This window comes from Clostridium sp. HBUAS56010 (genome assembly GCF_007115105.1).
Taxonomy (GTDB): domain Bacteria; phylum Bacillota; class Clostridia; order Lachnospirales; family Lachnospiraceae; genus Lacrimispora.
The window spans coordinates 430,204-442,340 of sequence record NZ_SULJ01000002.1 but is presented as its reverse complement, the minus strand read 5'-3'; the positions used below and the strand labels follow the sequence as shown (position 1 = coordinate 442,340).

Sequence of the window (12,137 nt, the reverse complement as noted above, 5' to 3'; positions counted from 1 at the left end):
AGGTATTACCGAGCTTAGTATTTTGATAAAGAGGAAGAACGGATGAAGAAGATATATAACAATGTGTGGTTTTGAGGGTATATGCAGGTTTATTGTATATAAATGGTTTAACGTAAATTCAGAAATGAGTTTGCGTTTTTTTGTTTTAAATAAATAGAATTAAATAGGAAGATTGAGAAGAAAAAAGAAGGAAAAGAGGTGATAACTGGTATGGAAACGATTCGTGTTCTTATGATCTGCCACGGTAATATATGCAGATCACCAATGGCTGAATTTGTATTAAAGGATATGCTTCAAAAAAAAGGACTGGATGAAAAGGTTTTTGTTGCCTCTGTTGCAACAAGTACGGAGGAGATTGGCAATCCGGTACATAGGGGAACGAAGAAGATATTAAAAGACGCAGGTATTTCCTGTGAAGGGAAATATGCAGTTCAGCTTAAAAAAGAGGATTATGAAAAATATGATTATTTGTTAGTTATGGAGCATCACAATATTCGTTATGCAATGGATATTTTAGGCGGTGATCCCAAGGGCAAGGTGAAACGTCTTCTGGACTTTTCTTTGAAACCAAGAGATATTGCAGATCCATGGTATACTGGAGATTTTGATACTACATATGCGGATGTAGTGGAAGGTTGTAGGGCATTGCTAGTTGATATAAAGAAAAGATTGAGATAAAGACATAAATTGAGATAAAGATATATATGAAGTCAGGCATGAAGAAAAAAAGATGGTAAATCAGATATGAAAAAATAGCAAAGGACTATTCCATATGAACTGGAGAAGTCCTTTTGTTATATGTCAATGCCATTTTCATCAATGATGGTGAGATTAAGAGCTTCTTGTGACAAATCTATGTCTTTACCGGCTTTTGTTGGAGGAGTGATGAAACGGATAACAGGGCGCAGGGTGAAGCCTGGAGAATTCTTTTTTATTACAGCAGTGCTTCCGTCACTGAGATGGACAACTGTTCCTACAGGATAAGCTGATACGCAGTGTAAAAAGGCAGTCAAGAGGTCTGGATCAAAGTGAGAGGCAGAGCAACTGGTCAGATAGTCAAATATTTTCCTTGGAGACCATGCGTTTCGGTAGGGGCGGTTGGAGCTCAAAGCATCGTATACGTCCGCAATAGAAAGAATTCGCGCATAGAGGGGAATATTAGTACCGATAAGACCAAATGGGTATCCGCTGCCATCAAATTTTTCGTGGTGGGTCTGAATTGATTGAAGGATGGTCTGACTGAATATATGGCATTTATTTAATTTTTCGAAAGAAAAAGTGGGGTGCTGTCTCATAATTTGAGATTCTTCTTCATTTAATGGACCAGATTTGTTGGTTATATCCAGGGAAATATCTGTTTTTCCAATATCATGGAGAAGACCACATATTGCAAGATCATTTAATTGGGGGAGTGAAAGTCCCAGAAAACGACCTAATAGTACGCTTAAAATTCCTACATAGAGGCTATGAGAGTAGGTATAATTGTCGTAATCTCTGATATCAATCATCTGAAAAAGGTATTCGTCCATATTCAGGATATTCATGACAACTGATTTGGCAATGGTGGAAAGGTTATGATATGCTTCCAGATTGGACTGCATGGTTACCTTTTTTAAGTTCTGGTCATAGGTTTTGCGAATACTTGTCAGCATCTTGGCTTTTAATTCTGGTTCTACAAAATCTGCAGGTTCAATTCCCTCTGTAAGTTCTGTATAAATATAAGCTCCCTGTACTCCGATTATTTTCAGACGTTTAATCATGGGCTCGCTTAATTGATAGCCGGCTACGGCAAATGGAAGTATTGGATTTGTCCCCGGGATGTTTCTGGCTAATACCATACCTTTTGTCAATTTCTCAATAGGGAGATATATCAATTCTTTCACCTCAACAGACTAAATGGCAGTCTCTTCTTTATGTATTCCGTACTTATTTTAATCATTTAATAGAAAAATTTAACCGTTGTTCCATTAAATTATAGATTGATTTCACCATCCCGTCAATGGGATTTTGGTAGAGAAGTTAGATGGATTAAGTCAAATCTTAAAACAACATTTAAACATAAATAAGGTATGGCTGGAATTAAAATAAGGGCAGATGTACGAAAGAAGCGTACAAAAAAGGTTTGAAGAGACATGGGGGGTATCATATGAAAAATTGGTAGGAGAGAAAAAGATATAATGGATTTGAGAAATAGATAACAACCCATTCATACTTGTAACCAAACCTGCATAAGTATGTAAAAACGTCCTAGCAGGGGGATTTTCTTGAAGGAATATATTGAGGAACGCGCGGTTGCGATTGCCAACTACATCATAGACTATCATGCAACCGTGAGGCAGACAGCGAAAAAATTTGGCATTTCCAAATCTACGGTACATAAGGATGTAACAGACCGCTTAGAGCACATCAATCCGTCCCTGGCAGCCCGGGCCAGGGTGATCCTGGACATTAACAAATCCGAGCGCCATATCAGGGGCGGCCTTGCCACCAAAGAGAAATACCAGCATCGTTTACAGATGTGCAGTAAAAAAGATTCATAAATATATTGGTGGAGGAACAGCCGCTGTCTGAAGAATGGTAGACGTTTCAGACAGCGGCTGTTCAAAATTTAATAATTAAATTTTTGAAAAAATAGTTGACATTGATCTGTTAATTATGTTATTCTTTATCCCAGTATGAAGAGACATTATCGTTTTCATGCAAATATTGACCACTTCGTTTCATTATGGAGTTAAGCCCAGACGGACAGGCGGGTCGGCTGCCGAGCGTGGGAAACCACATTATTGATTGAGTTAGAAGCTCAAATTTTATAAGTTGATTACTTTATAATCAGTGCAATTGCACATCACTTGTGAAACGATCAATAATAGCAGGGACAACATATTTGCTATGTAGACTCGAAAACGTTAATTGTCGTGGAGAATTGGAGGGTTTTATGCCCAATTCCATTATCATTCATGAAATTTTCAGGCAGGTGATGTATTGTCACCTGTCTTTTTTGTATGGTAAAGCGCCTGATAGGGCACTGCTAAAGAATGTGACGAAGGAGAGAAGACTGCCGTATGAACAATGAAGATCAGAAGAGAGCGCCAATTTATGAAGCGCTTGAGACATTTCGGAAAAAGAGAGTGGTTCCCTTTGATGTGCCTGGACATAAAAGAGGGAGAGGAAATCCTGAATTAGCCCAGCTTTTGGGAGAAAAGTGTGTTGCACTTGATGTGAATTCCATGAAGCCACTAGATAATTTATGCCATCCTGTATCTGTAATTCGGGATGCAGAGGAGTTAGCGGCAGAAGCTTTTGGAGCAGCCAATGCTTTTTTAATGGTAGGTGGAACCACTTCTGCAGTGCAGAGTATGATTTTGTCTGTGTGCAAGGCAGGAGATAAGATTATATTGCCGAGAAATATCCACAAAAGTGCGATTAATGCACTGGTGTTGTGTGGAGCCACTCCTGTTTATGTAAACCCCGAAGTGAATAGTATGTTAGGAATTTCCCTGGGGATGGAGATTAATCAGGTGGAAAAGGCGATTAAGGAGAATCCAGATGCAGTTGCAGTTTTTGTTAACAACCCCACTTATTATGGAATTTGTTCAGATATAAGATCCATTGTAAAAGTGGCTCATGCCCATGGGATGAAAGTTCTTGCAGATGAAGCTCACGGGACCCATCTTTATTTTGGAAAGAATCTGCCTGTTTCAGCAATGGAGGCAGGAGCAGATATGGCGGCTATTTCCATGCACAAATCCGGAGGAAGCCTGACCCAGAGTTCCATGCTTCTTTTAAATCACGGAGTCAATGGAGATTACGTCCGTCAGATTATTAACTTAACCCAGAGCACAAGCGCCTCATATCTTTTGCTCTCAAGCCTTGATATTTCAAGGAGAAATCTTGCTCTTCGGGGAGAGGAATCCTTTGCAAAGGTTGTGGAGATGGCGGAATATGCCAGAGGAGAGATTAATTCTATCGGCGGATATTATGCGTATGGAAGAGATTTAATCAATGGAACCAGTATCTTTGATTATGATGTAACGAAGCTTTCTGTTTATACCCTGGGAATCGGGCTTGCCGGGATTGAGGTATATGATCTTCTTCGGGATGAATATGACATTCAGATTGAATTTGGAGATATCAGTAATATTCTTGCCTATATTTCCATTGGTGACAGGATTCAGGATATTGAACGACTGGTAGGTGCTTTAGCTGATATAGAGAGACTTTATAAAAAGGACCGTTCGGGTATGCTTTCCGGTGAATACATAGCACCTAAGGTTGTAATATCACCTCAGAAAGCATTTTATTCTGAGAAAGTATCCGTTCCTGTGGAGGATTCAGCAGGGAGAATCAGCGGAGAATTTATTATGTGTTATCCTCCGGGAATCCCGATCCTGGCACCTGGGGAAATGATTACAGAGGAAATTGTAGAATATATTGTTTATGCAAAAGAAAAGGGATGCTCCATGCAGGGTACAGAAGATCCGGCGGTGGAACATCTGATGGTACTAAAATAATTTTGAGAAAGAAAGGAGAGTGGGAGAGATGGAGATCTGGTTTTCTGAATTGCACACTTCAAATGTCAAGCTTTCCGTAAGAATTGACAAGCAGCTTTTTTCTGGTGAAAGTGAATATCAGAGAATTGATGTGTTTGAATCCCAGGAGTTTGGGAAATTTGTAGCATTGGATGGAGATATTGTTTTCTCGGAAAAGGATGAGTTTATTTATGATGAAATGGTAACTCATGTCCCTATGGCAGTGCACCCTTGTGTAAAAAATGTGCTGATTATTGGTGGTGGAGATGGAGGCGTTGCAAAGGAACTTCTGCAGTATCCGTCCATTGAATCCATTGACGTGGTGGAAACGGATAAATTGTTTGTAGATGTGTGCAGGGATATTTTCCCCGAAGTGGCATGCGGACTTGCTGATCCCAGGGTTAAAGTTTATTATGATGATGGACTTCGCTTTCTTAGAAATAAAAAAGAACAGTATGATCTGATTATCAATGATTCTACGGACCCTTTTGGTCATACGGAAGGACTTTTTACTAAGGAGTTTTATGGAAGCTGTTACAAAGCATTAAAGAGTGATGGAATTATGGTGTATCAGCATGGGAGTCCGTTTTATGATGAAGATGAGATGGCATGCCGGAGTATGCACCGGAAAGTATACCGTTCTTTCCCCATCAGCAGAGTTTATCAGGCTCATATTCCAACATGTCCATCGGGATATTGGCTTTTTGGCTTTGCTTCAAAGAAGTATCACCCAATTAATGATTTTAAACCGGATATCTGGAAAAAATTAAAAATAGAAACCTGGTACTATACGACCAATCTTCATATGGGGGCATTTATGCTTCCCAAATATGTAGAAGATTTATTGGAAGAGGAGGAAAAAGAATGAGCAGATTATTAGTAATCGGATGTGGTGGAGTTGCTTCCGTAGCAATTCAGAAATGTTGTCAGAACAGTGAGGTATTTACAGATCTATGTATTGCCAGCAGAACAAAGGAAAAGTGTGATGCGTTAAAGAATAAGCTGGAAGGAAAGACACAGACCAGGATTGAAACAGCCAAAGTAGATGCGGACAATGTGGAGGAGCTGGTTGCACTGATTCGTTCTTATAAGCCGGACGCTGTGCTGAATGTGGCGCTTCCTTATCAGGATTTATCCATTATGGATGCGTGTTTAAAGGCTGGTGTTCATTATATTGATACAGCTAACTATGAACCTGAGAATACCGATGATCCCCAGTGGCAGGCTATTTATGAAAAACGCTGTAAGGAACTTGGTTTTACCGCTTACTTTGATTATTCCTGGCAGTGGAATTATAAAGAGCGGTTTGAGCAGGCAGGACTGACGGCACTGCTTGGAACAGGATTTGATCCCGGCGTTACCAGTGTATTTTCTGCATATGCTTTAAAACATTACTTTGATGAAATCCATACCATTGATATCTTAGACTGTAATGGAGGGGATCACGGTTATCCTTTTGCAACCAACTTTAATCCTGAGATTAACTTAAGGGAAGTGTCTGCCAATGGTTCTTATTGGGAGAATGGACATTGGGTGGAGACAAAGCCCATGGAGTTTAAATCTAAATATAACTTTGCCCAGGTGGGGGAGAAGGATATGTATCTGCTTCATCACGAGGAGATTGAATCTCTGGCAAAGAATATTCCTGGTGTAAAGAGAATCCGGTTCTTTATGACGTTTGGACAAAGTTATTTAACCCATATGAAATGTCTGGAAAATGTGGGAATGCTCTCTACCTCTCCGGTAACATTTAATGGACAGGAGATTGTACCGATTCAGTTTTTAAAGACTCTTCTGCCTGATCCGGCTTCTTTGGGACCCAGAACCGTGGGTAAAACCAACATTGGATGTATCTTTACGGGGATAAAAGACGGGAAAGAGAAGAGCATCTATATTTACAATGTTTGCGATCATCAGGAATGTTACAAAGAGGTTGAGTCTCAGGCTGTTTCTTATACCACAGGTGTTCCTGCCATGATCGGTTCCATGATGGTGGTTACTGACCAGTGGAAGAAGCCGGGTGTATTTAATGTGGAAGAATTTGATCCGGATCCATACATGGAGGCATTAAATAAGTGGGGGCTTCCCTGGGTGGTTTGTGAAGATCCGGAGACAGTTGAAGTATGGAGACAGGAATAGAGTATGAGGATTGAAGATTTAAAAACACCGTGTTATGTGATTGATGAGGGGAAGCTGGAAGAGAATTTAAAGGTGTTAAAGCAGGTGAAAGATCATACTGGATGCAGTATCTTGCTTGCCCAGAAGGCATTTTCCTGTTTTGCACAATATCCTTTGATCGGAAAATATCTGGATGGCACCACGGCAAGCGGTCTTTATGAGGCAAGACTTGGGAGTGAGGAGATGGGGCTTGAGAACCATGTTTTTGCTCCTGCCTATAAAGAAGAGGATATAAGGGAACTGGTTAAAATCTGCGATCACGTGGTGTTTAATTCTTTTTCCCAACTGGAGAAGTATAAAGACTGTGTGGAAGGGACTAAAGTGGGAATCCGAATTAACCCGGAATGTTCCACTCAGGAGGATCATGCCATTTATGATCCCTGTGCACCTGGTTCCAGGCTTGGAGTAACTGCAGAAAATTTTAAAGAGGAATGGCTGCCTTATTTATCAGGGCTTCATTTCCATACGTTGTGTGAACAGGATTCCAGTGATTTAAAAAAGACCCTTGATGCAGTTGAGCAGAAGTTTGGAACGTATTTAAAGGGGATGTCCTGGCTTAACATGGGAGGCGGGCACCATATTACAAGACCTGGCTATGATCTGGAGCTTTTAGAATCCTGTATTAAACATATGCAGGCTGAGTATGACCTTCATGTATATCTGGAGCCGGGGGAGGCTGTGGCGCTGGATGCCGGATATCTGGTAGCAGAGGTGATGGACGTGGTGGAGAATGGGATTGAGACACTCATCCTTGACGCTTCTGCGTCATGTCATATGCCGGATGTTCTTGAGATGCCTTACCGCCCTCCATTAAAAGACAGTGGAAAACCAGGGGAAAAGCCTTATACTTACCGCCTGTCTTCCTGCACCTGTCTGGCTGGAGATGTGATTGGAGATTATTCTTTTGACCGGAAGATTAAACCAGGGGACAAGCTGTATTTTATGGATATGGCGATCTATTCCATGGTTAAAAATAATACGTTTAACGGAATGCCTCTTCCTTCAATTGCGGTTATGGACCGGGCGGGAGAGTGCCGGGTAATCAAAGAGTTTGGTTATGAAGATTTTAAAAACAGACTGTCTTAAGGAAGAGGTGAGAGAGAAAAATGAGGAAGCCGCTGATGACTACACCTGGAGCAGATGGATTTTATATGCCGGGTGAATTTGAACCTCACTGGGGCTGTATTATGATCTGGCCGGAACGCCCCGGATCGTGGCCGTTTGGTGCAAAGGCAGCAAGAAAAGCGTTTACAGAGATTGCAGAGTCCATTGCTGAAAGTGAACATGTGATTATGCTGACTGGGGCAGACGGAATGGAATCTGCCCGTCAGATGCTTTCTTCCCGTATTGAGATCATTGAAATGGAGTCAGATGATGCGTGGGCAAGGGATGTGGCGCCTACCTTTGTTGTGGACGGAGCACGGCGGGTGAGGGGAATTGACTGGCAGTTTAATGCCTGGGGTGGTCTGGTTGACGGGCTTTATGAAGATTGGGAGTTGGATGATCTTGTTGCAGGGAACGTTTTGGATCACTTTGGCTATTCTGTTTATGATGCCAGGCCCTTTGTTTTAGAGGGTGGTTCCATTCATTCAGATGGAGAAGGAACCATTCTTGTGACAAAACGGTGTCTGTTAAGTCAGGGACGCAATCCTTCTCTTACTAAAACCCAGATTGAGGAGCAGTTAAAAACTTACCTTGGAGCAGAGAAGATTATCTGGCTTCCTTATGGAATATATCAGGATGAAACCAATGAACATGTAGATAATGTGTGTGCTTTTGTCCGGCCAGGTGAAGTCATTTTAGCCTGGACCGAGGATGAGAATGATCCTCAATATGAGATGTCTCTTGCGGATCTTCAACTGCTTCAACAGGAAACGGATGCCAAGGGAAGACATTTTACCATTCATAAACTGCCCATTCCGAAAAAACCGGTCTGTATCATGGAAGAGGAACTCTCGGGATTTTCTTTTGAACCTGGAGAGGACAGGCGGGAGGCCGGAGAACGGCTTGCAGCAAGTTATGTAAACTTCTACATTTCCAACGGAGGGGTAATTATTCCTCAATTTGGAGATGAACACGATAAGGATGCGGTCAAAATCTTGGGAGAGTGTTTTCCAGAGCGGAAGATTTATCCTGTTTATGCGAGAGATATTATTGTAGGGGGAGGCAACATTCACTGCATTACCCAGCAGATTCCGGAAGGAGAACGTACATGAGAAAGGTAACGGTTGCAGCCGTTCAGATGCAGTGCTGCGAAGATAGAAAGACAAATATTCAACGAGCAGAGAAGTTTGTAAGAATGGCAGCAGAACAGGGAGCAAATATTATTTTACTGCCAGAATTGTTTGAGAGACCTTATTTTTGTCAGGAAAGACGGTATGAATATTACGATTATGCTGACATCCCACAGGAGAATGAAGCCATTATTCACTTTTCTTCTATTGCAAAGGAACTTTCTGTTGTTCTACCAATCAGTTTTTATGAAAGATCCGGCAACACCATGTTTAACTCCGTAGCAGTTCTTGATGCAGATGGGAAGAATCTTGGAGTTTACAGGAAGACCCATATTCCGGATGACCATTTTTATCAGGAAAAATTTTATTTTACTCCTGGTGATACCGGATTTAAGGTGTTTGATACATTTTATGGTAAAGTGGGAATTGGCATCTGCTGGGATCAGTGGTTTCCAGAGACAGCAAGAGCTCTGGCCCTTATGGGAGCGGAAGTGATATTGTATCCTACTGCCATTGGAAGCGAGCCTATTCTGGAGTGTGATAGTATGGAACACTGGAGAAGATGTATGCAGGGGCATGCGGCGTCAAATATTGTACCTGTGGCAGCGGCAAACCGGATTGGAATGGAACGTGTAACTCCCTGTGAAGAAAATGCAGATCAGAGTTCTTCTCTTTTATTTTATGGTTCCTCGTTTCTTACCGATCAGACCGGTGCTCTTTTAAAAACTCTGGGAAGAGAGGAAGAGGGAATAATTGCGGTATCGTATGATTTTGATGATCTGCTTAAAGACAGGAGAAATTGGGGATTGTTCCGGGATCGGAGACCAGAAACGTATAAAGTGATTACCGGAGAATCATAAACTTACAGTTTTGTGCATGAAAAGTTGAGAAGGCATTCTTTTGATCTACTATACTTGGGATATCAGATGAAGGGAAGGGAGGGATTGTGTGGAGTGGCTTGGTAAGATGAACGAGGCGGTTCAATATATAGAGGACCATCTAAAGAAAGAGATAAGAGTTGAAAAAGCGGCAGAAAAGGCATTGTGTTCCAGCTTTAATTTTCAACGGATATTTTCTTATATGGCAGGTGTATCTGTTGCAGACTATATCAGAAAGAGGCGGCTTACCTTGGCTGCCATGGAACTATTGACCACGGATGCCAAGGTGATTGATGTTGCACTTTTGTTTGGTTATGAATCACCTACTTCCTTTTCCCGTGCATTTTATGGAGTTCACGGCATAAATCCCAGTGACGTAAAAAAGCCTGGAGTGAAAATTAAGTCATACTCCCGTATTTCATTTGAAATAACCATTAAAGGAGTAGAAGCAATGAATTACTATGTAAAGGAAGCAAAAGCTTTTCGGCTGATCGGGTACAAAGAACGGATCTCCATGGAAAATGGAGAAAATTTTAAGCGGATTCCCCAAATGTGGGATGAGATCTCTCAGGGCGGACGCTATGAAACGCTGATGGATTTAAACGATGATGGGGAACTCAGTTGTCTGGGAGTATGTGCAGATGTGGATGGGAAGATGTTTGATTACTATATTGGTACTGCTTCTAAGCACCCTCTTCTGGAGGGAATGTCTGAACTTACGATTCCGGCTGGAACCTATGTAATCTTTGAATGTGTGGGAAAATTGCCGGAGGGCCAGCAAAAGGTCTGGAAACGGATTTTTACAGAATGGCTTCCCCAGTCGGAGTATCAGCTTGCCAATGGTCCGCAGATCGAATGGTATTCGGATGGAGATCCAACTTGTGAGGAATATCTAAGCCGGATATGGATTCCAGTCATAAAAAAACCGTAAAGTTTTCATAAAAGCCCTGCATTCCCCATATAGATTGTAATAATCAATCAGTTGGGGAATGTGCCATGAAAAAACTGTTTAGCAGGAAAAGACTGATTTTCTTCGGATTAGCTCTGTTGGGATTAGTTGTGTTTACTTTAAGTGGATGTCTATCAAAAGGAGGCAGCGGAGACAAAGTGCGGGATATGGAATCTCAGGTAACGGCGGAGGCGGATATCCCTCAGGAGTTGAAAGAGATTATAGCACAGAAACAGCAGTCGCCTTTTAAACTAACCTACAGTGATGATCAGAATCTCTACATAGTGGTAGGGTACGGAGAGCAGCCTACCGGCGGATACAGCATTGCAGTAAATGATTTGTATTTAACAGATAACTCCATTGTTCTGAAAACGGAACTGATCGGACCGGAAAAAGGAGAGAATACAGGAACAGAAGCTTCCTATCCGTTTATCGTTATTAAAACGGAGATGTCGGAGCTGCCAGTGGTGTTCCAGTAAGGAAAATAGAAAACAGCCGTTCTGCTTTTTGACCCGCAGAGCGGCTATTTTTAAATTTCTCTTTTTTCTTATGCCATCCTATGCTATACTACCTAAAACAAGAGTCATTAGGAGGAAAAGAGGAAGGTTATATGATATTAAAAGACATATGGCTTGATGTCAAGGCGGTAAAGGCGAGAGATCCGGCAGCAAGAAATGCTTTAGAAGTGCTTCTTTTGTATCAGGGAGTTCATGCGCTGATCTGGCATCGCTTTGCACATTGGTTTTATCGGCATAAATTGTTTTTCATTGCCAGACTCATTTCGCAGTTGGCAAGGTTTTTTACATTGATTGAGATTCATCCCGGTGCAACCCTGGGTCATGGGATATTAATTGACCACGGAAGCGGTGTGGTAATTGGCGAGACTGCCGTAGTAGGAGATAACTGTACCATCTATCAGGGTGTTACATTAGGCGGTGTGGGACTGAATAAAGGCAAGCGTCACCCAACCCTTGGCAGTAATGTTACCGTTGGTGCAGGAGCTAAGATTCTGGGTTCTTTTGAAGTGGGAGATAATTGTACCATTGCAGCCAATGCAGTTCTTTTAAAACAGTTGGATAACGACGTGACAGCCGTTGGAATTCCTGCCCGTCCGGTGAAGATTGCCGGTGTTCCTATTCCGAAGATGAAGGAAGATGTGATCGGCATAGAGAATTACTGCAATATGGAAACACGCATTAAGGAGATGGAACAGATTATCGAAGAATTGCAGAAGGCAGTGCAGAATTTAAGAGAAAGTAAGGGCCATCTGGTGGAAAAAGAAGCCGTTGATGGATCAGAAGAATAGAAAATACAGGAAAAGAACAAAAAAAGTATATTGAAACATGCACCTGCATAAACTTTCTTAAAG

At 41.6% G+C, this 12,137-nt stretch carries 12 protein-coding genes; 11 read left to right on the top strand and 1 reads right to left on the bottom strand.

Annotation, left to right across the window (positions count from 1 at the left end; genetic code table 11):
• Positions 1–210 precede the first annotated feature (210 nt).
• A complete protein-coding gene (locus tag FAY33_RS06655) occupies positions 211–678 on the top strand; it encodes a low molecular weight protein-tyrosine-phosphatase (RefSeq protein ID WP_143320021.1) in 468 nt (155 codons plus the stop codon).
• A 116-nt stretch (positions 679–794) separates the two neighbouring features.
• Here FAY33_RS06655 and FAY33_RS06650 read toward each other — a convergent pair whose 3' ends face one another.
• Entirely contained in the window at positions 795–1,874 is a 1,080-nt protein-coding gene (locus tag FAY33_RS06650; RefSeq protein WP_143320020.1) for an HD-GYP domain-containing protein, read from the bottom strand.
• A gap of 390 nt (positions 1,875–2,264) precedes the next feature.
• Between FAY33_RS06650 and spoIIID the strand changes: the two genes are divergently transcribed.
• From spoIIID to cysE, 10 genes are all read left to right on the top strand, one after another.
• The gene (gene spoIIID / locus FAY33_RS06645; protein ID WP_097006808.1) at positions 2,265–2,540 is read left to right on the top strand and encodes a sporulation transcriptional regulator SpoIIID; all 276 of its coding nucleotides are present in this window, start codon (positions 2,265–2,267) and stop codon (positions 2,538–2,540) included.
• 522 nt (positions 2,541–3,062) lie between these two features.
• Entirely contained in the window at positions 3,063–4,511 is a 1,449-nt protein-coding gene (locus tag FAY33_RS06640; RefSeq protein WP_143320019.1) for an aminotransferase class V-fold PLP-dependent enzyme, read from the top strand.
• Positions 4,512–4,539: 28 nt separating this feature from the next.
• Positions 4,540–5,397, top strand: coding sequence for a polyamine aminopropyltransferase (gene speE / locus FAY33_RS06635; RefSeq protein ID WP_143320018.1), 858 nt, complete (start codon positions 4,540–4,542; stop codon positions 5,395–5,397).
• Complete coding sequence (locus FAY33_RS06630) at positions 5,394–6,668, top strand: saccharopine dehydrogenase family protein (protein WP_143320017.1); 1,275 nt, start codon at positions 5,394–5,396, stop codon at positions 6,666–6,668. The genes speE and FAY33_RS06630 overlap by 4 nt, the downstream gene beginning before the upstream one ends.
• Before the next feature lie 3 nt (positions 6,669–6,671).
• Entirely contained in the window at positions 6,672–7,793 is a 1,122-nt protein-coding gene (nspC, locus tag FAY33_RS06625) for a carboxynorspermidine decarboxylase (RefSeq protein ID WP_143320016.1), read from the top strand.
• A 20-nt stretch (positions 7,794–7,813) separates the two neighbouring features.
• Positions 7,814–8,923 carry an agmatine deiminase gene (gene aguA, locus FAY33_RS06620; protein WP_143320015.1) on the top strand — a complete coding sequence of 370 codons (1,110 nt, stop codon included), beginning with the start codon at positions 7,814–7,816 and terminating at the stop codon, positions 8,921–8,923.
• Positions 8,920–9,801 (top strand): N-carbamoylputrescine amidase, encoded by an 882-nt coding sequence (gene aguB / locus FAY33_RS06615; RefSeq protein WP_143320013.1) that lies wholly within the window; start codon positions 8,920–8,922, stop codon positions 9,799–9,801. Before aguA ends, aguB begins: the two co-directional genes overlap by 4 nt.
• 88 nt (positions 9,802–9,889) lie before the next feature.
• Positions 9,890–10,750, top strand: coding sequence for an AraC family transcriptional regulator (locus FAY33_RS06610; protein ID WP_143320012.1), 861 nt, complete (start codon positions 9,890–9,892; stop codon positions 10,748–10,750).
• A gap of 65 nt (positions 10,751–10,815) precedes the next feature.
• Positions 10,816–11,247: a protease complex subunit PrcB family protein gene (locus FAY33_RS06605; protein ID WP_143320010.1), complete on the top strand. Its 432-nt coding sequence runs from the start codon at positions 10,816–10,818 to the stop codon at positions 11,245–11,247.
• A 131-nt stretch (positions 11,248–11,378) separates the two neighbouring features.
• A complete protein-coding gene (gene cysE / locus FAY33_RS06600) occupies positions 11,379–12,074 on the top strand; it encodes a serine O-acetyltransferase (protein WP_143320009.1) in 696 nt (231 codons plus the stop codon).
• Positions 12,075–12,137 lie beyond the last annotated feature (63 nt).

Coding starts and splice junctions, on each gene's coding strand:
- cysE (WP_143320009.1), top strand. CDS start 11,379: ATGATATTAAAAGACATATGGCTTGATGTCAAGGCGGTAAAGGCGAGA.
- FAY33_RS06605 (WP_143320010.1), top strand. CDS start 10,816: ATGAAAAAACTGTTTAGCAGGAAAAGACTGATTTTCTTCGGATTAGCT.
- speE (WP_143320018.1), top strand. CDS start 4,540: ATGGAGATCTGGTTTTCTGAATTGCACACTTCAAATGTCAAGCTTTCC.
- FAY33_RS06630 (WP_143320017.1), top strand. CDS start 5,394: ATGAGCAGATTATTAGTAATCGGATGTGGTGGAGTTGCTTCCGTAGCA.
- aguB (WP_143320013.1), top strand. CDS start 8,920: ATGAGAAAGGTAACGGTTGCAGCCGTTCAGATGCAGTGCTGCGAAGAT.
- FAY33_RS06640 (WP_143320019.1), top strand. CDS start 3,063: ATGAACAATGAAGATCAGAAGAGAGCGCCAATTTATGAAGCGCTTGAG.
- aguA (WP_143320015.1), top strand. CDS start 7,814: ATGAGGAAGCCGCTGATGACTACACCTGGAGCAGATGGATTTTATATG.
- FAY33_RS06655 (WP_143320021.1), top strand. CDS start 211: ATGGAAACGATTCGTGTTCTTATGATCTGCCACGGTAATATATGCAGA.
- nspC (WP_143320016.1), top strand. CDS start 6,672: ATGAGGATTGAAGATTTAAAAACACCGTGTTATGTGATTGATGAGGGG.